The organism is Flagellimonas cixiensis, assembly GCF_042134615.1.
In the GTDB taxonomy this organism is placed as follows: Bacteria; Bacteroidota; Bacteroidia; order Flavobacteriales; family Flavobacteriaceae; genus Flagellimonas; species Flagellimonas cixiensis.
In genome coordinates this window covers 1833234-1854918 of sequence record NZ_CP169639.1, presented here as the reverse complement: position 1 = coordinate 1854918, position 21685 = coordinate 1833234, and the positions used below count along the sequence as shown (strand labels likewise).

22 protein-coding genes are annotated in these 21685 nt (G+C 42.5%); 7 read left to right on the top strand and 15 right to left on the bottom strand.

The features are described from left to right. Nucleotides 1-6: 6 nt before the first annotated feature. From ABT310_RS08250 to ABT310_RS08230, 5 genes are read right to left on the bottom strand one after another with little or no spacing between them, the layout of a single operon-like run. Nucleotides 7-366: an MmcQ/YjbR family DNA-binding protein gene (locus ABT310_RS08250; protein ID WP_375326164.1), complete on the bottom strand. Its 360-nt coding sequence runs from the start codon at nucleotides 364-366 to the stop codon at nucleotides 7-9. Next, a complete protein-coding gene (locus tag ABT310_RS08245; protein WP_375323428.1) occupies nucleotides 363-767 on the bottom strand; it encodes a Dabb family protein in 405 nt (134 codons plus the stop codon). Before ABT310_RS08245 ends, ABT310_RS08250 begins: the two co-directional genes overlap by 4 nt. Then, nucleotides 764-1393: a DUF4230 domain-containing protein gene (locus ABT310_RS08240; protein ID WP_375323427.1), complete on the bottom strand. Its 630-nt coding sequence runs from the start codon at nucleotides 1391-1393 to the stop codon at nucleotides 764-766. Before ABT310_RS08240 ends, ABT310_RS08245 begins: the two co-directional genes overlap by 4 nt. Then, nucleotides 1393-1746 carry a DUF4260 domain-containing protein gene (locus tag ABT310_RS08235; protein WP_375323426.1) on the bottom strand — a complete coding sequence of 118 codons (354 nt, stop codon included), beginning with the start codon at nucleotides 1744-1746 and terminating at the stop codon, nucleotides 1393-1395. Before ABT310_RS08235 ends, ABT310_RS08240 begins: the two co-directional genes overlap by 1 nt. After that, nucleotides 1746-2495 (bottom strand): cyclase family protein, encoded by a 750-nt coding sequence (locus ABT310_RS08230; protein WP_375323425.1) that lies wholly within the window; start codon nucleotides 2493-2495, stop codon nucleotides 1746-1748. The genes ABT310_RS08235 and ABT310_RS08230 overlap by 1 nt, the downstream gene beginning before the upstream one ends. Before the next feature lie 244 nt (nucleotides 2496-2739). Between ABT310_RS08230 and ABT310_RS08225 the strand changes: the two genes are divergently transcribed. Continuing rightward, nucleotides 2740-3720, top strand: coding sequence for a hypothetical protein (locus ABT310_RS08225; protein WP_375323424.1), 981 nt, complete (start codon nucleotides 2740-2742; stop codon nucleotides 3718-3720). A gap of 344 nt (nucleotides 3721-4064) precedes the next feature. Next, nucleotides 4065-4670 carry a DJ-1/PfpI family protein gene (locus ABT310_RS08220; protein ID WP_375323423.1) on the top strand — a complete coding sequence of 202 codons (606 nt, stop codon included), beginning with the start codon at nucleotides 4065-4067 and terminating at the stop codon, nucleotides 4668-4670. Nucleotides 4671-4676: 6 nt separating this feature from the next. On the opposite strand, the gene hemW is transcribed toward ABT310_RS08220, so the two are convergent. The 8 genes from hemW to ABT310_RS08180 all read right to left on the bottom strand — a co-directional run bounded on the left by hemW (nucleotide 4677) and on the right by ABT310_RS08180 (nucleotide 13298). Next, nucleotides 4677-5801 (bottom strand): radical SAM family heme chaperone HemW, encoded by a 1125-nt coding sequence (gene hemW, locus ABT310_RS08215; RefSeq protein WP_375323422.1) that lies wholly within the window; start codon nucleotides 5799-5801, stop codon nucleotides 4677-4679. A gap of 76 nt (nucleotides 5802-5877) precedes the next feature. Then, entirely contained in the window at nucleotides 5878-6432 is a 555-nt protein-coding gene (ruvC, locus tag ABT310_RS08210) for a crossover junction endodeoxyribonuclease RuvC (protein ID WP_375323421.1), read from the bottom strand. A gap of 3 nt (nucleotides 6433-6435) precedes the next feature. Next, nucleotides 6436-6915, bottom strand: coding sequence for a hypothetical protein (locus ABT310_RS08205; RefSeq protein WP_375323420.1), 480 nt, complete (start codon nucleotides 6913-6915; stop codon nucleotides 6436-6438). Between the two features lie 44 nt (nucleotides 6916-6959). Further along, on the bottom strand, nucleotides 6960-8093 hold the full coding sequence (locus tag ABT310_RS08200) for a tetratricopeptide repeat protein (protein WP_375323419.1): 1134 nt from the start codon (nucleotides 8091-8093) through the stop codon (nucleotides 6960-6962). 40 nt (nucleotides 8094-8133) lie between these two features. Beyond that, the gene (locus tag ABT310_RS08195; protein WP_375323418.1) at nucleotides 8134-10044 is read right to left on the bottom strand and encodes a TonB family protein; all 1911 of its coding nucleotides are present in this window, start codon (nucleotides 10042-10044) and stop codon (nucleotides 8134-8136) included. Further along, nucleotides 10041-10403 carry a BlaI/MecI/CopY family transcriptional regulator gene (locus tag ABT310_RS08190; RefSeq protein ID WP_375323417.1) on the bottom strand — a complete coding sequence of 121 codons (363 nt, stop codon included), beginning with the start codon at nucleotides 10401-10403 and terminating at the stop codon, nucleotides 10041-10043. The genes ABT310_RS08195 and ABT310_RS08190 overlap by 4 nt, the downstream gene beginning before the upstream one ends. A 120-nt stretch (nucleotides 10404-10523) precedes the next feature. Continuing rightward, complete coding sequence (locus tag ABT310_RS08185) at nucleotides 10524-12749, bottom strand: TonB-dependent receptor (protein WP_375323416.1); 2226 nt, start codon at nucleotides 12747-12749, stop codon at nucleotides 10524-10526. 108 nt (nucleotides 12750-12857) lie between these two features. After that, nucleotides 12858-13298, bottom strand: a complete 441-nt coding sequence (locus ABT310_RS08180) for a hypothetical protein (RefSeq protein WP_375323415.1) — start codon at nucleotides 13296-13298, stop codon at nucleotides 12858-12860. 114 nt (nucleotides 13299-13412) lie between these two features. Between ABT310_RS08180 and ABT310_RS08175 the strand changes: the two genes are divergently transcribed. Then, complete coding sequence (locus tag ABT310_RS08175; RefSeq protein ID WP_375323414.1) at nucleotides 13413-13925, top strand: DUF456 domain-containing protein; 513 nt, start codon at nucleotides 13413-13415, stop codon at nucleotides 13923-13925. Here ABT310_RS08175 and ABT310_RS08170 read toward each other — a convergent pair. After that, nucleotides 13922-14476: a nitroreductase gene (locus tag ABT310_RS08170; protein ID WP_375323413.1), complete on the bottom strand. Its 555-nt coding sequence runs from the start codon at nucleotides 14474-14476 to the stop codon at nucleotides 13922-13924. The genes ABT310_RS08175 and ABT310_RS08170 overlap by 4 nt on opposite strands. A 186-nt stretch (nucleotides 14477-14662) precedes the next feature. After that, a complete protein-coding gene (locus tag ABT310_RS08165) occupies nucleotides 14663-15550 on the bottom strand; it encodes a LysR family transcriptional regulator (RefSeq protein WP_375323412.1) in 888 nt (295 codons plus the stop codon). Between the two features lie 74 nt (nucleotides 15551-15624). On the opposite strand from ABT310_RS08165, the gene hutH reads away from it, so the two are divergent. From hutH to hutG, 4 genes are all read left to right on the top strand, one after another. Next, entirely contained in the window at nucleotides 15625-17202 is a 1578-nt protein-coding gene (gene hutH, locus ABT310_RS08160; protein WP_375323411.1) for a histidine ammonia-lyase, read from the top strand. Nucleotide 17203: 1 nt separating this feature from the next. Continuing rightward, entirely contained in the window at nucleotides 17204-18433 is a 1230-nt protein-coding gene (hutI, locus tag ABT310_RS08155) for an imidazolonepropionase (protein ID WP_375323410.1), read from the top strand. 109 nt (nucleotides 18434-18542) lie between these two features. Beyond that, nucleotides 18543-20552, top strand: a complete 2010-nt coding sequence (locus ABT310_RS08150) for a urocanate hydratase (RefSeq protein WP_375323409.1) — start codon at nucleotides 18543-18545, stop codon at nucleotides 20550-20552. Between the two features lie 4 nt (nucleotides 20553-20556). Beyond that, nucleotides 20557-21528 (top strand): formimidoylglutamase, encoded by a 972-nt coding sequence (gene hutG, locus ABT310_RS08145; protein ID WP_375323408.1) that lies wholly within the window; start codon nucleotides 20557-20559, stop codon nucleotides 21526-21528. Nucleotides 21529-21685: the final 157 nt, after the last annotated feature.

The window sequence follows — 21685 nt, the reverse complement described above, 5'->3', positions numbered from 1 at the left end:
CAAAAATCAATCTAATTCTCTTAACTGCTGTTGCAGTTTTTTGGTGAGACTTACCACGACCAAATCGTAGGAGTAGTCTACCAATTCTATGATCAATTGTGGGGGAAGCTGCTCCAAAAACAAAGTATTCCAATGTTTTTTGCTCATATGATACCCAGGAGTGATCACGCCATCATAATCGGCACGAAGCTCTTCCGACCGTTCGGGATCACACTTTAAATTGCATTGCGAGGGCAACCGTTCCAAAGGAACGAGCGCAAACATTTTGCCCATCACCTTAAACACTAAAGTGTAGGCATCAAAAGGAAACTCCTCCGTAACGCCCTTTTTGGACAGGCATAGCTCGCGGAGCTCCTCTACATTCATTCTGTGATACCCTGAGAATCGTACACGATCACTTTCTCCCACATATGCTCGCATTCTTCAATAAACACCAAATGCGGTGCTTCAGTCTGGTAGGCCGCTTGATCTTCTGCCGATTCAAAAGATAAAATCAAAGAGTAGGTAAACGAATCGTCCACCACATCCCGAATGGCCTTTGGGGGTTTACCAATAAATTTGGTTTTTGCGTATTGGGAGTTTTCCAAAAATTTAGTCAACGAAGCCTCAAAAGTGGCTCTATCGGCTGCGCTATCAGGATCTTTGAACCAGAAATATACCACGTGGGCAAAAGTGTGATCGAAATTATTATTCATATCGTTTTTGATTTGTACACAACTGGAGGCTACTACACCTACCAAAAGCAAGGTTAGGATTCTTGTTTTCATACGGATTCTTCTATGGTTTGTTTTTCTTGGTTCGTTATTTCCAATGCGGAATAGTCCAGCTTCCACCCGATGGTCTCCACTATTTTTTCCACCACCAAAACAGCTTGCAAGGCTTCTTTTCGGGCGGTTTCCATCAATCCGCTTTCGGGAATTTTCTGTTTGATGTGCTCTTTGGCCTCTTGGTTCAAATTGGTCAAATCGTTAGGTGAAAAGCTATTGAAAATCCCATTTTTAATATCGTAAAATTTTAAATCTGGCTCGATGGACAGCACTTCGGGTTCTGGAAAATGACTTAAAATGATTCGTTTTCCATCATTGTCTGCCTTTAAATTGAGCTTGTTCAGGTCGTAACCAATGTGCGCTTTGGCTTTGATCACGATCAATGCCTTTTTCTTGCTTCGGAACAGGCTCATAAAACTGTCCTTGGTGTTTTCGTAATGGTAGATTTCGGCAAAATCACCCTCCACGGAAACCAATTTACACACACTTCGGATTTTATTCAGGATAACCGTGGATTGCTGTTCGGTTATTTCCCTGTTCCGTTTTTTTCGAAACAAAGAAAAGAACCAATACATGAGTATGGCTCCCAAAATCAATCCTAAAATCATGTCGACGACGTCCCCCATTAATTTTTTCCTATTTCACCCAAATGGGTAAACTTGAATCCTTTTTCGTATTTCAGACCATATCCCATGATGCGGTCAAAAGCGGAATGGGAAAATAAAATGATCCCAATCAGTTGCCATAAAGGTATTGAAAAGTAGGTTCCCAACAAGTACACCACAATCGCCACCCCTTTGTGATGAAAGAGATTGTACGCGATTGCACCTGCTTTATTGCCAAAAAGATAGCCCAACATACCAATGTCAGGGGTCAACAGCAACACCAAGAACCACCACCAGGCGTAGTCCAGTTGATTGAAGAGATAAATGCCCAAAACGAACATCATCAACTCTTCCAATTTTAGGGCTGTTTTCACTAGTCTTCGATTTTATATAAAACGGGCCTACTGGGGCTGGCATCGTTCTCCATGGGCGCCACTTGTAGATCTAAAAAATACGTGCCGTCCTCTGCGGTGTTGGGCACATAGATAAACTCGGTAATGGTTGCTTTTTCTCTTGGTTTGCCATCCATGTTCCAAAAGGCTTTGTGCGCCAAAAGGTCTCCGTTATCCCGTTCCTTGTCCACCGAAGGCAGATCTATCAATAAATGATCTACGCCTTTTTTTACCAAATATTGGGCGGCTTCCTCCAACAAATAGGGCGGATTGGCATCTGAATATTGCCGGGTGCGTTTGTCGCTCAAATTCGGTAGGGTTCTGATCACTACGGCTTTTCGTTTTTTGTTGCCCAAGGCATATTTTAATTGCTTTTCGGAAATCACGAAGTCTCCGTTTAGTTGCTCGGGCGCTACGGTGACCAACTCTGCTAAAAAGAAAAACTTTTTCAGCTTTTGGTTCACGGAATGAAACGCCTCGGTAATATGACCTAAACACTCCGTATGTGTTACATGCGAATGCGGATTAAACCAAATATCGTTGAAATTTACGGGAGCACCATCTTCCACGCTTCCGATAAAACCATCCTGTTTATGGGCGGTAATGCTGGGCGGACCCAAATACCAGGCGTTCACATTGTCTTCCTTGCCCGTTAAGGGAATGGAAATATCTATGGGTTGGCCAAGGTCTATTTTATAGATTCTTGAGTTGTGTTTTATACTGGCTATCATGCAGGCTGACTTGTTTATGGTAATTAAATCAATTCCGAGGATAAATCCAATTTAATTGTGTTTTTGATAAGGAAAGTTGGGGAGAGAAAATATTCTGTCAATTGAGAATGGGGGTTTGTGAACCCAGAAAATATATCTGTCCAATTCAACTAGACTTTTAACCCCAAAAATCCTAACTTCACTTATCGGTCGATATAAATCATTGAAACGATTCATATCTTTAACGTTGTAGCACATTTGACCAATGAACAGACTAATAATCATCATATTTTTTGCCTTTAATTTTTCTTTTGGACAATCGATTCAACACGAACCGAGAAAATTATTTGTAGCGACTTTAAACGTTCCTCAAAACACAAGGAATAGTAATGACGCATTTACAAAGTTTGCATTAGAGAATAGCCTAAAACAACTTTTATGCTTTAGAGATGAACAAATTTCATCCGACATCAGCTTTGACAAAAACGGAAAAGTTATAACCAAAATTGAGAATGATAATACAATTATCAACAAGAGCGAATATCAATACGATGAAAAAGGGAGAGTTATCAAAACCTCACATTATTCGCCTAATGGAGATTTAAAATATGGTTATGAATACGAATACTTGGAAGACACAAAACTGACTTTTGAAAATCCTGGAAGAATACTTAAAAACAAAGACATTTTTATAAAGGACAAAAACCAAAAAATTTCAATCGATTACGGAAATGACAAAGAAATCGTTTCTAAAGAAATAGAAATATTTAATACAAATGGAGAATTAAAACATAAACAGGAATTTTCCAACGACAGATTAAACCGAGAATTTATCTATTACTTAAAAGACGGGGAGAAATACGAGGACAAAATATTCTACCCTGAAAACCGAGAAAAAATTGTCGAAACAAAAAAAATATTGGACAAAGATGTAATTGATAAAAACGGAAATATAATCATTAACTATTCTGGCGATTTTAAAGTGTCTGAACACAAATACAATTCTGCAAACCGATTAATCTCATCTGACTTTTATTCAACGAAAAATGGACTTTGGAAAAATGAAACTTACGAATATAAGAATGATACGATTTTAGTAAATAAGTCAGAAAATTACATTTTAAAAGGCAAGATAAAATCGTTTCAATTCATTTACAATAACGTCGGATTTCTAGAGAAAGTAATTAAAATTGACGCAACTGAAATAGAAATATTTGAGTATAAATATCAACTGAATGAAAAATAAAAAACGTGCTACAACACCGTATAAAATTAATTGCTGGTGCAAGCCAACTTACGAAAATCCTCGCGGATTTTCTATTCGGTTTGTATTTGCTAAATTAGGTGCTTAAACCACGCAACTAATCTTACACAAAACCGATAAGTGCAACCCACCTAATGGAGACTACACTGGACACTGTTAATCCACAAAAAACAAATCATACCTTAGAACATTGAAAATTCTTTTTAACACCACCCCACCTCAACCTCAAAAACATGAACGCTACTCAAAAATTGAAATCTGTATTATCGTCATTGCTACTAGTCTTGTTCGGAACAACTATAAATGCCCAAAACCCTGAGAACAAAATGGAAAAGAAGATTGAAGTTGCCTTTATCATGTTCGATGATTATGAAACTTTGGATGTTTTTGGGCCAGCAGAAATATTTGGTCGTTTGGTGGATCAATATGCACTTAAATTTTATTCCCTCGAGGGTGGTGTGGTCACCAATAGGCACAAAGTTCCCATCATGACCGAAAAATTTGAGACCATGGGCAACGGACCCAAAATTATTTTGATCCCAGGGGGTATGGGCACCCGAAAGGAAGTGAACAATCCCCAACTTTTAAATAAAATCGAGGAACTATCTCAAACCAGTGAGTATGTGCTATCCGTTTGCACAGGTAGTGCGCTGCTCGCCAAATCTGGACATTTGGAGGGCAAGCAAGCGACTTCCAACAAGCGCGCTTTTTCATGGGTGGTTTCCCAAGACACCAAAGTGGATTGGGACAAAAAGGCACGATGGAAAGTTGACGGCAAATACTACACCTCTTCGGGCGTAAGTGCGGGCATGGATATGGCACTCGGCTTTTTAGCCGATAGACATGGCATTGATTTTGCCAGAAAAGTGGCCAAGGAAATCGAATACAACTGGACCGAGGATAAGGACAATGATAATTTCGTAGCTGAATAAGCATCTTTACTCCACAAAAAACAAATCGCTGGCAATCCCATCCGCTAAAAACTTACCCTTTTTGGTGGGGAGAAGTTTACCATCCACTATTTGAAGTAAACCCTGCTCCACATATTTTTGGGCTTGTTGGTTTAGGTAATCCAAATATTCAGGTCCGAATTCTTTTTTAATTTTTTCTAAAGAAATACCCCAAATGGTGCGCAAACCTGTCATAACGGCCTCGTTGTACCTATCGGATTGGGAAAGGGTCTCCACTTCCATGGGCAAGACTCCATCTGCTATTTTTTTAATATAGGTTGGGTTGTTTCGAATGTTCCAACTGCGGTTTTTCCCATCAAACGAGTGTGCCGAGGGGCCTACTCCCACATATTTTTTGCCCAACCAGTAAGCCGTATTGTTTTTGGAGAAGAATTCGGGTTTCCCAAAATTGGAGATTTCGTAGTTCACGAAACCTTGGGCTTCCAACATATCCACCAAAATGTAAAATTGCTCTTGGGCCTGCTCGTCATCCACATCGGGCACCGAACCTTTTTCAATAAACTTTTGGAGTGCCGTTCGTGGTTCCACAGTCAATGCGTAGCTGGAAATGTGGGGCAATCCAAAATCCAAAGCTTTTTGAATGTTGGCTTTCCATCGGTCGTTGTCCATGCCAGGGATGCCATAAATCAAATCGATGGTGATATTATCGAAATACGCTGTGGCCTCTTGAATGCATTTTTCAGCTTCGGAGGCATTGTGGGCACGATTCATCAGTTTTAAATCTTCATCAAAAAAAGATTGGATGCCTATGCTGAGGCGATTTATTGGACTGTTGGATAGCTGGACGATTCGATTGTTGGATAAATCATCTGGATTGGCTTCGAGGGTGATTTCGGGTTGGTCGATTACTTTATAATTATCATAAACGTCTTGGATCAAGAATTCTATTTCCTCATTGGAAAGCACCGATGGGGTTCCCCCTCCAAAATAAATGGTCTCAACTTCATCCTCCACCTCCAGTTTTCGCATTTCAATTTCCTTGGCGATGGCCTGCACCATGGCTTCCTTCTTTCCCAGTTGGGTGGAAAAATGGAAATCACAGTAATGGCAAGCTTGTTTGCAAAATGGAATGTGAATATATATCCCAGACATCAGTTTTCAATTAGCAATGGACAATGAGCCTTTAGCCTTTAGCCTTTAGCCTTTAGCCTTTATCAATGTTCTTAAATTATTTCTTAACTCTCGATTCATTCTGCTTCACAAAAGCCTCCCAACCCGTATAGCTTTTCCCGACTTCTACCCTGCCCTCGTTATAAAAATGACATACAGCCGCGGCCAAACCATCGGTACTGTCCAAGTTTTTGGGGAGTGATTTCAACTTTAAGACACTTTGGAGCATTTTCGCCACTTGTTCTTTGCTTGCGTTTCCGTTCCCCGTTATGGCCATTTTAATCTTTTTGGGCATGTACTCGGTAATTGGAATCTGTCTGGAGAGTCCAGCTGCCATAGCTACCCCTTGCGCCCGTCCCAATTTGAGCATCGATTGCACATTTTTGCCATAAAAAGGGGCTTCAATAGCAATTTCATCAGGATGGTAGGTATCGATGAGCTCTATGGTGCGTTCAAAAATAAGCTTGAGTTTGGTGTAGGGGTCATCGTATTTTTTGAGCATCAACTCGTTCATCTGCACAAACTGCATCTGCTTGTTAATGACCTTAATAATACCAAAACCCATAATGGTGGTTCCGGGGTCGATTCCCAATATAATTTTTTCCGTTGCCAAATTTTAGTTGGTGTTAAGTACAAGGGGCAATCGAAACCGAAGTCCGACAGGATTCCCTCTTTTTAGTGCTGGGGCCACCGTGGTCAAATCGTTCAATCGGGCAGAAATTTTGTCGTTGAAATTGGAAATTTCATTGAGCACCGAGGTTTTTTCCTCCACATTCAACACAGAGATAAATCCATGTTCATCTATCAAAAAATCAATATAGACCGTATCGTGCAAATCATTCCTCACCTGAAATTCCAATCCTGCCAGGGCTTCGGCAAAGTATTCTGACATCACATTCTGAAAACATTCCTGCTGCGCCTCTTTGTTCGCGGTTTCGTCGCAATCATCAAAAAGGGGGAATTGGTCCACATCGTTCCAGTCGATGGTCAAAAGCTCTTCATTCACCAATTTTTGGGTCTTGTCTTCCTTGGACTCAAAAAGCTCGCATGACACGAGCAGCCCGAAAAAAAAGGTTATCGACCAAAACTTACGCATAACAGCCCCTAGAATTTGGCTGAAATTACAATAATTTGAAGAATTTAATTGCTAGCCATGTGTATTTCCTCCTTTATTTCGGAAATGCGCTTTTTAACCCGCTCCGCGATAAATGGGGCTGCATCGGAATATAGTTGCAGCAACCTTTCGTAGTAGGCCAGTCTTGTTTCGGGGTCTTTAAAATATTCGTCGGCCAAAATACAAACCTGATAATAATTGTAGTAGTTGTCCTTGTTTTCTTCCCAAGCCTTGGTGTAGAGATCCAGTGCTTGCTTGGTTTTCCCTTGAATTCGAGCAATGCGGCCCAAATCGGCATATTCTTGATCAAATATTGCAGTACGTTCTTCAATGGACTTTTCAATATAAAATTGGGCACTATCCAACTGCTTTTCCTGAAAATAGACATCTCCCAACCCAGAATAGGCATCGGCCAAAGACCAAGGGTCCATCGCCAGCATATGATAGGTTTTTATAGCCTCTTCGTTTTTGTAGGCTCGGAAATAGCAAAAAGCCAAGCGTTTTAAAACAAAGGGACGAGTTTCTCCGAGTTCCATTAATCGTTCAAAATGGGGAATGGCAAGTTTAAACTGTCCATTATTATAATAGGCCTGCGCCTTTAGGTTGATCATGGCCACATCATTCTCATAAAAACGAAGTCCTTGGTCGATATAGACCAGTGCGGAATCCCTGATTTCTTGACCCACATAGTATTTTCCCAAAGCGTACAAACTTCGCAAATGGGTACTGTCCAATGCTACCGCCTTTCGGAATGCTTGGTTGGCTTTTTCTTGATTCATTCGGGTTTCCAAAGTACGTCCGAGGTAATAATAATACTCAGGGTTTTCCTGTTTTTGGTTGATCAATGCGTTGAAAGCTGCTAAGGCAGCATCCGTATTTTTGGTTTTAAGCAGGAGTTTGCCAAGTTCAAATTGGGCAATGCTCAATTCGGGATGGGATTGCAAAGTAGCCTGATATTGCGCAATGGCCTTTTCATAATTTCCGATGGCATTGTACGAGCGTGCAATCTGAATGCTGGACATTGGTGAATCTACCCTTGCATATTGATTGTTGGCTGCCGTGTAGTTGCCCAAAGCATACAAACTATCCGCAACGGCCAAAGCCGATGTTTGCGCACCGACTTTGAACAAGAACAAAAAAATTGCAATACTAATTGGCATTACCCTTAACATTAAGCAGAAGATTTAGACTGTGATTATTTTAAAAATCAGCCACCTTGACCATTTTGTTCGGAAGCCCTGCATATTGAAACTTTACCACATCATCTTCATCGACTTCCAATGAGAAAACACCATTAAAATTTGACATAACCCCAGCTTCTTTTCCTTCAATGGAAACTACAACTCCAGATAACCCCAAGGATTCTTTGTCCGTTACAACTCCTTCAAATACGGTCTTCCCTTGTTTACTAATTTTGCTGGCACTTACCAACATATAATCTTTGGAACCATTAACAGTGGTGCCTTCGGGTTGGGTTTGCAACCTAAATGTAATGGGAATTGAGAAAGGGACTTTTACTACTTGTCCCTGATGTTTACCAGGCTGCATTGAAGGTAACCTTTCTATGATTCGTACCGCTTCATCTTCTAGCAATTGATCAGGACCACGCTTTTTAATGGATGTTATTTCACCATTTGTGTCGATGGTAAACAACAAGGCAACCCTACCCTGAATTCCCTGCTCTTGGGCAGCTTCTGGGTATCTAAAGTGCTTTCGGATATGTTCTACCATCTTTTCTTGAAAACAAGCTTTTTTATCAACAGCATCCTCACAGCCTGGAAAAACAGGAACTTCATCTATAACAGCAAATGGAACACTTTCTGAATTTTTATCGGCTGACTTATCTACTTCATCAGAATCAGATAATTTGAAAGTAATAGGAATTGAATAAAGTACTTCTGTTTCCTGTCCTTGATCAATCCCCGGTTGCATTTTCGGCAACTTTTCCATTATTCTGCGAGCTTCATCATTAAGTAAAGAATTTGAACCCTTTAATTTTATATCATTGATTAAGCCATCCATTCCAATATTAATCAATATGGCAACCCTGCCCTGAATACCTTGTTCTTGAGCCACTTCTGGGTAATGAAAGTTTTTACGGATATGTGCCTGCATTTTTTCCTGAAAACAAGCCTTTTTATCAGCCGCATCTTCACAGCCTGGAAAAATAGGCACCTCATCAACCTCATTAAAAGAAAGTTTTTGTGCTTTTAATGGAACACTTGAATCGATTTCTTGTGAATTATCCTCCTTCCCGACCTCACAAGAAGTGTACACCAACATTCCCAAAACTAAGGGCAACAACAACACATACTTTAATTGCCAAACGGCTTTGGATTGCTTTTTTTGTAACATGACTATTCGTTTTTTGATTAGTGATTTAGTAAAAAATTGATTGACAAAACTGATGTTCTGGGTATTGAAAGCCTCAGACAATAGCATTTCAAAATGTGCTTGTTTATCATGTTTTACGGCCTTGGCATCAGCAATAAATTCGTGCAGTTCGGCCACTCGACTTTGATACACATACACCAATGGGTTGAACCAAAATAGGATGCGTGCCATTTCAAAAAAGAGGAGATCGAGGGAATGTAGTTGCTGTACATGTACCAATTCGTGCGCCAAAATGTTGGGCTCATTGTTTTTCTTTATGTTCTCCCCCATAAAAATGTTCCTGAAGAACGAAAAGGCCACAGCACTTTTGGGTACAGATATTTTGGTAAAATCGTTGTAATAGGTAACCGAACCCTTTTTGCGCATTTGGTTCAAACGAAGCAATTTATAGGCAAACCAAAGTGATGCTAATAAGCATCCTGCGCCCAACACCCAATACGGCCATGGAACGCTTGCCAAAAAGCCTGGTTCACTTGTCTCTGGCCCCAATACAACCCCATCCAATTGGGTCAGATACACCGTTGTGGCCCCCAATTCTTGAGGCATGGTGGTTTGGAGAGCCTCTACCTTGATCCAAGGCAACACCAACGAGAGGGCAAATGTGCCCAACAAATACAAACGGTTCCATTGAAAAAAGGTCTCTTTCTTTAGAAAAAGGTCGTAGGTCAACAAAAAGACCAGTTGAAAAGCCAAAGATTCTAGAATGTACGTGATCATTTTTCCCCGTCTTCAATGTTCTTCATGATTTCTTCGAGTTCCTTTAGGCTGATATCGTTCTTCTTCATAAAAAAGGACACCATGCTGGAAAACGACCCTTGAAAATAGCCATCGACCAAGGTCTTCAAGCGTTGGTTGCTGTACTCCGATTTTTGAACCAACGGAAAATACACATGCCCCTTTCCTACTTTTTCGTGGGAAACAAAACCTTTATCCTCCAAAATCCGAATGATGGTGGAAACCGTGTTATAGGCTGGTTTGGGTTCGGGCAATTCCTCTAAAATGGCAGCGACATTGGCCTTTTTTAATTGCCATAATAGCTGCATTACTTCTTCCTCTGCCTTGGTGAGCTGCTTCATTTTTAACTAACTTTTTAGTTCAACATGAAACAAATATAACTAATTTTTTAGTTTAAACTAATTATTTAGTTAAAAAGTGGATAAAAAATCCGCCAGCGTACTAAACTGACGGATAATTATTTAGAAGGTCACGGTAAGCTTTCCACGCAAGTAGAAAGGCGTTCCCGGTGTAAAATGAATCTCTTCAAATGAGTTCGGTTCGTTGAACAAACGGCTTTCCGTTGCAAACTGTGTTTCGTTCCATTCGGTGTCGAGCAGATTTTCCACAATCAGTCCAAACGTCCAATTCTTTAGTGTATAGTTGAGTGTGGCATCGGTCACAAAATAGCCCTCGGCCACAATGGAATTATCCTCGTTGGCTGGTCTATCATCAATATAACGGTAATTGATTCCACCTGAAAAACCTTGACTTCCCCCTAAAGTAAGTCCACCAGCCATGGTGAAATCTGGTGCCAACGGGATGTAATCTTGACCATCAGCTTCTTCTGTGCTACGAGCGTGAGTATAATTGGCATCCGTATATAGGTACAACCAATCCAATGGTTGGTACCTTGCCCCTACCTCGAGGCCGATCCGTCTGGTTTTTCCACTAGGTTCCACAATACCTGCATCCCCTACGTACACAAACTCTTGATCCAAGAACAAGGTCCATAAGGTGGCATTCAGGACCAGTTTATCGGCTGGTTTTATGATGGTCCCCAAATCCACCCCATAGGCAGCTGGCAGAATTTCTTCGCCTCCGTTCGCCACTACCACTCGGGTGTCGTTGGAGTGAAAACCAATTCCCGTTTTCAAGAAAAACTGAGTATTCTCGGTTGGACTGTAAATGGTATTGACCTTAGGGCTAAACGCGACTTTTTCCTCGCTTCGGCTATCATACAGCTCGCTCATCTTGTTGATGTAATCGAACCTAAAGTAGTCCAACCGTAGCGCAGGCTCAAACGTAAACTTGCCTGATTTAAACTCTACACCAGCAAAAGCGTAGCTGTTCACCTCATCCACATCGCCGTAGGCCAAACGCTCCAACAATTCCTGACGGTTCAAGGTGCGGGACAATTGGATATCGTCCACATTATCATATCTGAAACCGATTCCTGCATTATATTTAAATCCCATTTCGCCCAAACTTGCCGAATTGTTCTGAAAAACTGTCTTGGCCCCTGCCATCATTCGGTCCTCAAACTGCCTGATTTGGTCACCGTTCACAGGGTCTTCCAAGAAAAAAGTGAAGTTAGAGTAGAGCTCAAAATCATAATGCGAAACAAAAGCCATGGTATTGAGTGATTTTCCCGTACCCAAATTTTTATTATGGTTCAAAACGAAGTTGGTTCTACTTGTTTGCCCGCCTTCGGTATCATCGATGGCTCCAAAACGACTGATGAGACCTTGGTCCACGGCACGTTGAGGGATTTGGCCCGATGCATCCCACTTGCTGGAAAAGTGCGAAGCTGTCAACAAAAGTTCCTGATCACCTGGCAGGGCATAGCGGTATCTTCCCAATATATTGATTCGATTGAAGTTCTGCGGTGATTCAAACGGGCCATCCGTCAAATACAGTTCGGAGGCCAGGTATGCATTGCTGTTCTGTTTATCCATAACATTGAACATCCCTACAAACCTGCGGGCACCAAATTGTCCCACTTCGGTGGACAGCATACTCTCGTCCAAACTTTTCCTAAGCCTCAAATTGACATAACCTGCTGTATTAAAGTTCCCTTGGTCAGCATAATAGGGGCCTTTGCCAAAATTGACATTCTCAATGGTCTCTGGAATAACAAAGTGAAGATCCGCGTAACCTTGACCATGGGCATGCGACACCATGTTCACGGGCATACCATCCACATTGATGGCTACATCGGTTCCGTGATCCACATCAAAGCCTCGCAGGAATATTTGCTCTGCTTTTCCGCCACCAGCGTGTTGGCCAATAATCAGGCCAGGGACCTTTCTTAAAATTTCTTGGGACGATTTTACAGGATTCGTTTTTACATCCACATCCACCACTCGGCTCAAGGCATCCACTTCGGATACCAAAACCACTTGATCTAAAGAAATAGAACTCTCTTCAAGAACAATGGTCATCGGATCCTGTAGATCCGTTTCACTCATCACTCTGGTCAGCGTGGCATATCCTAATCTGGAAAAGTAAATCGTGTCGTTTACCGAAGTTCTATCCAGAACAAAATGTCCTGTTCCGTCGGTATGGCTATGTTGACCACTGGTCTTGTTGAAAATCCCAGCATCCTCAATGGGGGAACCGTTTTCATTCACCAGTTTTCCCCTTACGTTTTGTGCAGCAATGGTGCCCATGAACAGCATGGACAATGCCGCCATAAAATATTTCATGTCGTTGTCTTTAAAATTTAATTTGAGTAAATCGCTCTAAACAATAGAGGTACTAGACCAGTTCCAAAAGATTGAAACCCGTACATAAAAATTGGCCTAGCCCATTTTTCAGCTGTGTTGCGGAGGGGGTGTGGTTACCCGTTGACACCATAAGGAAGTTAAGGTTTGGTATTCCCAATTGCTTTGACCAATTGGTCTTATAGCTATTTCAGAAGTAACACCAGTTTCTTCAACGAAATGTTTATCCAATTTAAAATTGAGTTCATCCTTGGATTCCTGCTCACCGGGTTGATTGGCCTCCAACAAATCCTTTAAGGCTTCCAAAGCTTCGTGCGAGTGACCTGCCATGGCCTCCAGTGATGAATAATCAATGGCTTCGTGGTCCGAAGCAAAGTTATGATGGTGCGTTTTGGGGGATAGCGCGTGAGAAACCTCATGAAGGGTTTCCAATACAAGACTATTAAAAAGTCCGAGCAAATAAAACAGGCACATGGCAGTACATCCTGTTCGGATAAACCTTGTTTTTGTATGTGTTTTACTCGGCTCCATTACCTTTTGATAATCGGTTTCAAATGTACCTACGAAAAAACAAAGGGTAGGGTTTTATTTTGATTTTGTTTGTAACAATTGTCGGCTACATTTGTCTAACAGTAAAACACAGCCATGGACATTGCATTGCTCATTTTAGGGTTTCTTTTGATGCTGGTCGGGATATTGGGTAGTTTTTTGCCCGTACTGCCAGGTCCGCCCATAAGTTGGGTAGGACTGCTGTTGCTCTATTTGACCAAAGCGGTACCCGATAATTGGTGGGTACTCGTGATTACCTTTGTCATTGCCATCACCATTACAGTTTTGGATTATGTGATTCCCGCCATGGGAACCAAACGGTTCGGTGGCAGCAAAGCAGGTATGTGGGGAACCATTGTGGGTTTACTTGTTGCGATTTTCGTCCCAATATTTGGTCCACTTGGAATTATAATCTGGCCGTTTATTGGTGCATTGGTCGGAGAATTGCTGAACAAGGCCAATAAAGAAACCGCCATGAAGGCGGCTTTTGGTTCGTTTCTAGGTTTTTTGACAGGTACTTTTATGAAGTTTGTCGTAACCCTTCTTTACGCTATATTTTACGTTTACATTACGATCAAGTACGCGGGCGACCTGTTTACGTTTAGTTAGTCAAACCATTCCACTTTATCAGCAATGGGTGTTCTTGCAGATGGAATAACCTCTCCATCAAAATAACCCATATAGAAAAAGCCCAAACACTTTTCGCCTTCGTTCAAATCGAAGAATTCACCCATAAACTTGATAAGTCCGGGCGAAGACCAATAACTGCCAATACCCAGTTCAGTGCAGCATAACCACATATTTTGGACCGCCATGGCCACAGAGGCAATCTCTTCCCACTCGGGCAAACTTTCTTTTGGGTCCCGTTGCATACAGATAGCGATTACCGCTCCCGAATTGGAGGGATTAAACTGAAGTTTTTTAATGGTCATCTGTTTTGGACTTGGGTCTACTTCCTCATATTTATTGGATAGGAAAATCCCCAGCTCCTGCTTCTTCTCCCCTGTCAAAACTTTAAAACGCCATGGCTCCGTTTTCTTGTGGGTAGGTGCCCAATTGGCTGCTTCCAATATCATTTCCAAAGTTTCTTTGGCGATGGGCTTATCAATATATTGTGGAGGGAAAATACTTCTTCGTTCCTTGATCAAATCAAAAATCATAATTATAAAAAGTTAAGTCTTTGTTTAAAAACTTTGTTCGTTGACGAAACGTCAGTTCGAGTTTTTCCTTTAGGAAAAGTATCGAGAACTACGTTTCAATAACAATTCTCGATAAAATTTTCTTCGTTTCACTCCAAAAATCACTCGAATTGACGAATTCCAAAGTTACGCTGCAAAACCTTGCCATCATAATTTCATAAGGAGGTTCATACATTTTTGAAGCGCAGGGTTACTATTATCCGTTTTCCATACCATGCTCAACACCGCACGTTGTTTTATTTTTTTCATTTCGATGAATTTTACTTTCATCTGAAATCCATGCTGAAGCGTGGTGGGCACGATGGCTATACCCAATTTGTTCTCCACCAGTTTAAAAATGGTCTGTGCATGAACTGACTTATGGGACACATTCGGAACAAATCCACTATCCTCACAAATACTGAGCACCGTATCGTAGTACATGGGACTGTAATCTTGGGAAAAGAGAATAAAATCCTCATCCGCCACTTGATTGATGTTCTTAAAATTGGCTTCATCCAAAGGATGGTCCACGGGCAGCACCAATGAAAAGGTGTCCTCAAAAACAGGTCTCACATCCAATCCTTTGGGCACGCGGGACAATCGTACAAAGCCTAAATCCAATCGATCCGCCAAAATTGCATTGATTTGCGCCCGATTGGAAAGCTCTTCCAAAGTCGTGTGGACCGTTGGAAACTTTTCCTTTAGACCCAACAATAAATTAGGCACTACATTTTGCATGGCTGAACCCAAAAAGCCGATGCGCACCTCTCCCAATTGTCCATCCCCGATAAGTTTTACCTGCTTTTTGGTCTGTTCGAGGTGATTCAAGATAAATTCCACCTCCTTTTTTAAATATTCTCCTGCAGGTGTGAGGCTTACTTTTTTCTTGTCCCGAACAAACAATTGAGTGCCCAATATTTCTTCCATCTGTTTGATTTGCGTACTCAAACCAGGTTGGGAAATAAACAACTTTTCGGCAGCTTTTCTATAGTGAAGCTCTTCGGCCACGGCCAAAAAGTAGATGAAATGTCGAAGCTCTATCTGATAATTCATAGTTATTGATTATTACAAAAATAAGTATTGGTAATTATTAATCATAACCTTTAACTTTATTCAAAAGAAAAAACATGGCGATAGACCGAACATTTCAATTTGGAGAAGACCATCTAACCGCAAGCATAGCTTTGGGCATGGCCCATGGCACCATAAAAGGCATTCTTACCGATGAATGCCTCAAAAATGTGAATGCCAGTTACCAACGTGTACAGCGTATTGTTGAAAAAGGCGATACAGTGTACGGCATCAATACGGGTTTTGGCCCCTTGTGCAGTACAAGAATATCAAAGGAAGACACCAAAATCCTTCAATCCAATATATTAAAGAGTCATAGTGTGGGTGTGGGAGAACCCATTTCCACGGAGTTGGCAAAAATCATGCTCATTCTTAAAATCCACGCCTTGGCGAAAGGTTTTTCGGGTATTGCTGAAACTACTTTGCAACGCATGCTTTGGCATTTGGAAAACGATGCCATTCCCGTGGTTCCCTCCCAAGGTTCGGTTGGTGCATCTGGCGATTTGGCTCCACTATCCCATTTGTTTTTACCATTGATAGGCCTCGGCAAGGTAGAATATCAAGGAAAGACCATTCCAACAAAAGAACTTTTCGAACAAAACGGATTACAACCTTTGGAGTTAGGCCCAAAAGAAGGACTCGCTTTGATCAACGGGACCCAATTTATCGCTGCACATGGGGTAATGGTGGTTCACAAACTACAATATTGTTTGCGACATGCCGACATTATCGGCGCTATGATGTTGGAGGGACTTCAAGGTTCCATGAAGCCCTTTTTTGAGGAGTTGCATGAACTGCGTCCGTTCAAAGGCAACCAACACGTAGCGGGCAGGATTCGAACCCTGCTCCAAGGTTCAGAGATTTTGGAAGACCATATTGATTGCGAACGAGTGCAGGATCCCTACTCCCTTCGCTGTATGCCACAGGTGCACGGTGCTTCCCGTAATGCTTGGCTCCATTTGAAAGAATTGTTGGAAATCGAACTGAATTCGGTTACGGACAATCCTGTCATCATAAATGATGAATTGACCATCAGTGGGGGGAATTTCCACGGTCAGCCCTTGGCCATGGCCTTGGATTATGCCGCTTTGGCCGCTTCGGAAATCGGAAACATCTCCGACCGACGTATCTACTTGGCACTAGAAGGCAACAGTCCAGGTGTTCCCAAATTACTGATGAAGGATACGGGCATCAATTCGGGCTATATGATTTTACAATACACTTCCGCAGCATTGGCGAGCGAGAACAAAAGTTTGTGTTTCCCTGCCAGTGCAGACAGCATTCCGACTTCATTGGGACAAGAAGACCATGTGAGTATGGGATCCATCAGTGGTAGAAAAGCGCTCAACATAATTGAAAATGTGGAGAAAATCCTTGCTATTGAATTGTTGACCTCAGCACAAGCCTTTGAGTACAGAAAACCATTGAAATCGGGCATTCTGTTGGATGAAATCCATACATTTCTGAGAACCAAGGTAGCCTTTGCCGAGAACGACCGTGTTTTTGCAGATGACATTGAAAAAGGAATCGAAATCATTCAAAACAGGGAAATCATCGATTTGGTGGACCGTGTGATGGATGAAAAAAAACTGAAGTGGAACACCCCACATCTTGATGAATTTGAAACATACTAAAATGAGCAGACCATTATTAATAGGACCTTTTACGCAATTACTACCAATGACAGGACTCCCCTTAAAAGGAGCGCTCAAAGATGAGCAGCTGACCATTATTGAAAATGGGGGGATTTTGGTTTCCGAAGGAAAAATTCTCAAAGTCGGTGTTTTTGATGATTTAAAATCCGATGATTTCCACATTCACCATATCGATGGAAACCATGTCTGCCTACCTGGTTTTGTGGACTCCCATACCCATATATGTTTTGGAGGGACCCGTGCCCGCGATTACGCCTACCGAAATGCTGGAAAAACCTATTTGGAGATTGCCAAGGCAGGTGGTGGTATTTGGGACACCGTAACCCAAACACGTAAGGCATCACAAGAAGAATTGGTTAAGGGAATTATCACCAGAAATAAAAAACATCTCAAGAATGGCGTTACCACCATCGAAGTGAAAAGTGGTTATGGCCTTTCTGTGGATGAAGAATTGAAAATGCTACGCGCCATCAAAACGGCGAATGAAACCACAATTGCAACCTTGGTCCCGACCTGTTTAGCGGCCCACATGAAACCCAAAGATTGGAATCAGGACAGGGATTATTTGGACGTTATCATCAATGAATTGTTCCCTATCATCAAAGCAGAAAATCTGGCCAAGCGCGTGGATGCTTTTGTGGAAGAAAGTGCTTTTTCTCCAGAGGAAATAAAACCGTATTTTCAAAAAGCAAAGGAAATGGGTTTCGATATCACCGTACACGCTGACCAATTTACTACGGGAGGTAGTCAAGTAGCGGTGGATTTTGAAGCCGTAAGTGCCGACCATTTGGAAGCCAGCACCGAAAAAGAGATTCAATTGCTGGCCAAAAGCAACACCATTGCCACGGCATTGCCTGGGGCGTCCATCGGTTTAGGATGCGCCTACACCCCTGCTCGTAAAATTTTGGATGCCGGCGGCGCTTTGTCCATTGCCAGCGACCACAATCCAGGGTCCGCTCCCATGGGCGACCTTTTGACCCAAGCCAGTATATTGGGAACTTTTGAGAAACTTTCCAATACCGAAGTTTTGGCCGGTATCACTTTCAGAGCCGCAGCGGCTTTGCGTTTGACAGACCGAGGAAAATTGGAAGAAGGAGCACAGGCAGACTTTGTGGTTTTCCCGACGGACAACTACCAAGAAATCACCTACCACCAAGGACAACTAAAGCCAAGCGAAGTCTGGAAAAAAGGAATTAACGTTTACAAATAACTTTGTCATTCCGCACGGTTGCTGAGCGTAGTCGAAGCGAGATGCGGAATCCACTACCCTATTCTGGATTCCTGCTTTCACAGGAATGACAAATCATTCTTAATTACTAATGAAAAAAAAACATTTCAAAACACAAATACTTCAAGGCATACCCGAGCAACTTCCTCCCAAAAAAGCCTATCCCAAAAATGGAAATCCAGCGCCAAAACGGAAAGATATTCTCTCCAACGAAGAGAAAAAACTGGCGGTTCAGAATGCGCTACGTTATTTTCCCGAGGCTTGGCACAAAGAGCTTGCAATAGAATTTGCAGAGGAGCTAAAAACCTATGGTCGCATTTATATGCATCGGTTTAAGCCCGATTATGAGATGTATGCACGACCAATTTCTGAATATCCTGCGAAAACACATCAAGCGGCGGCCATCATGCTCATGATCCAGAACAATTTGGACCCTGCTGTGGCACAACATCCCGAGGAACTCATTACATACGGGGGCAACGGAGCGGTATTTCAAAACTGGGCACAGTACCTACTCACCATGAAATATTTGGCGGAAATGACCGATGAGCAGACCTTGAACATGTATTCAGGCCACCCGATGGGGCTTTTTCCATCCTCCAAAGAAGCGCCAAGAGTGGTCGTCACCAACGGAATGATGATTCCCAACTACTCCAAACCCGACGATTGGGAACGTTTCAATGCCCTTGGCGTTACTCAATACGGACAAATGACGGCTGGATCTTATATGTACATTGGCCCTCAAGGCATCGTGCACGGAACCGCCATTACGGTCATGAATGCATTCCGAAAAGTGTTGGAAAAAAACGAATCCCCCGAAGGCAAGATTTTCTTGACTGCTGGACTTGGCGGCATGAGCGGTGCCCAACCCAAGGCTGGGAATATTGCAGGAGGCATTACTATTTGCGCGGAAGTCAACCCCGAAGCTGCCAAAAAACGCCACGACCAAGGTTGGGTGGATGAACTTTTGGTGGATTTGGACCTGTTGGTCGTTCGCACCAAAGAAGCCGTTGAAAACAAAGAAGTGGTTTCCTTGGCGTACATCGGCAATGTGGTGGATGTTTGGGAACGTTTTTACGAAGAGGACATTTTTGTGCATTTGGGTTCCGACCAAACCTCGTTACACAATCCTTGGGCGGGCGGTTATTATCCCGTTGGACTTTCTTTTGAGGAATCAAATGCCATGATGGTTGACAATCCCGAAGCCTTCAAGGAAAAAGTACGGGAATCGTTGCGAAGACAAATCAATGCCATCAACAAGCACACCGCAAAGGGCACTTATTTTTTTGATTATGGCAATGCCTTTTTATTGGAAGTTTCCCGAGCAGGCGGTGATGTGATGGCTGAAAACAATATCGATTTCAGGTATCCGTCCTATGTACAGGATATTTTGGGGCCCATGTGTTTCGATTACGGATTCGGGCCCTTCCGATGGGTCTGCACCTCGGGTGACCCAAAAGACCTTCAAAAAACGGATGCCATTGCCCTTGAGGTGATGAAAAAGATAAAATCCGAAGCGCCCGAAGAAATCCAACAGCAGATGCAGGACAACATCAAATGGATTTCGGAAGCAGAACAGAACAAATTGGTAGTAGGTTCCCAAGCTCGAATCCTTTATGCCGATGCCGAGGGACGCAGTAAGATTGCAGATGCTTTCAACACGGCCATTGCCAAGGGGGAAATCAGCGCTCCCGTGGTGTTGGGGCGTGACCATCATGATGTAAGCGGAACCGATTCTCCCTTTCGAGAGACCAGCAACATTTACGATGGCAGTAAGTTCACCGCCGATATGGCCATTCAAAATGTGATTGGAGATAGTTTTAGAGGTGCGACCTGGGTTTCTATTCACAATGGCGGCGGTGTTGGCTGGGGCGAAGTGATCAACGGAGGGTTTGGTATGGTGCTCGATGGTTCCGAAGAAGCCTCCACCCGATTGAGAAAAATGCTGTTTTTTGATGTGAACAACGGTATTTCCCGTAGAAGTTGGGCACGAAACAAAGAGGCCCGATTTGCCATTGAACGAGAAATGGAGCGCTCCCCAAATTTAAAGGTAACTTTGCCCTATCTTGTAGAAACGGATATTTTGGACCAGCTTTTTTAATGTGATGAAACACTACGAACCCCCGAAAAAGAATCTTTGGATAGGAAAAATCACCAATAAATGGCTGTACTTGCACGAAAAAGTGCATTGCACGCCCTTGGATGAGCTTCCCGAAGCCCAGAAAAAATCCATTGCCCTTTTGGGCTATGCCTGTGATGCTGGGGTACACCGTAATCAAGGTCGAGTTGGAGCGGCAGAGGGCCCTGACCTCATTAAAAGTAGCTTTGGGAAAATGCCCAATCATTTGGGGAGCAATGTACTGTTGCACGATGTGGGTTCCATTACCTGCACCAACAGTGATATGGAATCCGCCCAAGAACAACTTGCGGAATCAGTGACGACCCTTTTGGAAAAGAAACAATTCCCAATTGTTTTGGGAGGTGGACACGATATGGCCTATGGCCATTACCACGGCATCAAAAAATATCTAGATTCAAAAAGAGAGGGGCAAACTATCGGAATCATCAATTTTGATGCTCATTTTGATCTGCAGAAAAACGCCGAACAAGGTAATTCTGGAACTCCATTCTTTCAAATTGCCAAGGATTGTAAAAAAGAGAGTATCAATTTCAATTACCTCTGCTTGGGTATCCGCAAAGATGCCAATGACAGAAACCTTTTCCAAACAGCCAAAGATCTTGATGTAATCTACGTGATGAACGACACCTTCCAAATTCCACTTTTGGCTGAAATCACCACTTGGATCAATGCATTTACCAAAAATGTGGACCATATTTATGTCACCATTGATTTGGATGGATTCTCTTCGGCATTTGCACCTGGAGTCAGTGCACCCTCACCTATGGGTTTTACGCCTCATATGGTTTTGGAATGCCTAAAACCCATTATTGCATCGGGCAAGTTGATCAGTATGGATATTGCCGAAATGAACCCAAAGTTTGATGTTGATGGACAAACGGCTAAACTGGCCGCTTCTTTGGTGCACCATGTAGCGCATAGCGTTTCTGGAAGTTGACATATTTGTTAGATTGTGCGGTCATATCGAGCGCAGTCGAGAGGCCTCATTACGACTTAATTCATTAAGAAAAGATTCCGCTCTACAGCGGAATTTGTTCGACCTATCGGTCTCACAAACAAAAAAAGCCTTCCAAAAGGAAAGCCTTTCATTGGCG

What these genes read in the sequence shown, in the direction of transcription:
- ABT310_RS08250 (WP_375326164.1), bottom strand. Translation starts at nt 366, where the DNA reads ATGAATGTAGAGGAGCTCCGCGAGCTATGCCTGTCCAAAAAGGGCGTT.
- ABT310_RS08245 (WP_375323428.1), bottom strand. Translation starts at nt 767, where the DNA reads ATGAAAACAAGAATCCTAACCTTGCTTTTGGTAGGTGTAGTAGCCTCC.
- ABT310_RS08240 (WP_375323427.1), bottom strand. Translation starts at nt 1,393, where the DNA reads ATGGGGGACGTCGTCGACATGATTTTAGGATTGATTTTGGGAGCCATA.
- ABT310_RS08230 (WP_375323425.1), bottom strand. Translation starts at nt 2,495, where the DNA reads ATGATAGCCAGTATAAAACACAACTCAAGAATCTATAAAATAGACCTT.
- ABT310_RS08225 (WP_375323424.1), top strand. Translation starts at nt 2,740, where the DNA reads ATGAACAGACTAATAATCATCATATTTTTTGCCTTTAATTTTTCTTTT.
- ABT310_RS08220 (WP_375323423.1), top strand. Translation starts at nt 4,065, where the DNA reads ATGGAAAAGAAGATTGAAGTTGCCTTTATCATGTTCGATGATTATGAA.
- hemW (WP_375323422.1), bottom strand. Translation starts at nt 5,801, where the DNA reads ATGTCTGGGATATATATTCACATTCCATTTTGCAAACAAGCTTGCCAT.
- ABT310_RS08205 (WP_375323420.1), bottom strand. Translation starts at nt 6,915, where the DNA reads ATGCGTAAGTTTTGGTCGATAACCTTTTTTTTCGGGCTGCTCGTGTCA.
- ABT310_RS08200 (WP_375323419.1), bottom strand. Translation starts at nt 8,093, where the DNA reads ATGCCAATTAGTATTGCAATTTTTTTGTTCTTGTTCAAAGTCGGTGCG.
- ABT310_RS08195 (WP_375323418.1), bottom strand. Translation starts at nt 10,044, where the DNA reads ATGATCACGTACATTCTAGAATCTTTGGCTTTTCAACTGGTCTTTTTG.
- ABT310_RS08190 (WP_375323417.1), bottom strand. Translation starts at nt 10,403, where the DNA reads ATGAAGCAGCTCACCAAGGCAGAGGAAGAAGTAATGCAGCTATTATGG.
- ABT310_RS08185 (WP_375323416.1), bottom strand. Translation starts at nt 12,749, where the DNA reads ATGAAATATTTTATGGCGGCATTGTCCATGCTGTTCATGGGCACCATT.
- ABT310_RS08180 (WP_375323415.1), bottom strand. Translation starts at nt 13,298, where the DNA reads ATGGAGCCGAGTAAAACACATACAAAAACAAGGTTTATCCGAACAGGA.
- ABT310_RS08175 (WP_375323414.1), top strand. Translation starts at nt 13,413, where the DNA reads ATGGACATTGCATTGCTCATTTTAGGGTTTCTTTTGATGCTGGTCGGG.
- ABT310_RS08170 (WP_375323413.1), bottom strand. Translation starts at nt 14,476, where the DNA reads ATGATTTTTGATTTGATCAAGGAACGAAGAAGTATTTTCCCTCCACAA.
- ABT310_RS08165 (WP_375323412.1), bottom strand. Translation starts at nt 15,550, where the DNA reads ATGAATTATCAGATAGAGCTTCGACATTTCATCTACTTTTTGGCCGTG.
- hutH (WP_375323411.1), top strand. Translation starts at nt 15,625, where the DNA reads ATGGCGATAGACCGAACATTTCAATTTGGAGAAGACCATCTAACCGCA.
- hutI (WP_375323410.1), top strand. Translation starts at nt 17,204, where the DNA reads ATGAGCAGACCATTATTAATAGGACCTTTTACGCAATTACTACCAATG.
- ABT310_RS08150 (WP_375323409.1), top strand. Translation starts at nt 18,543, where the DNA reads ATGAAAAAAAAACATTTCAAAACACAAATACTTCAAGGCATACCCGAG.
- hutG (WP_375323408.1), top strand. Translation starts at nt 20,557, where the DNA reads ATGAAACACTACGAACCCCCGAAAAAGAATCTTTGGATAGGAAAAATC.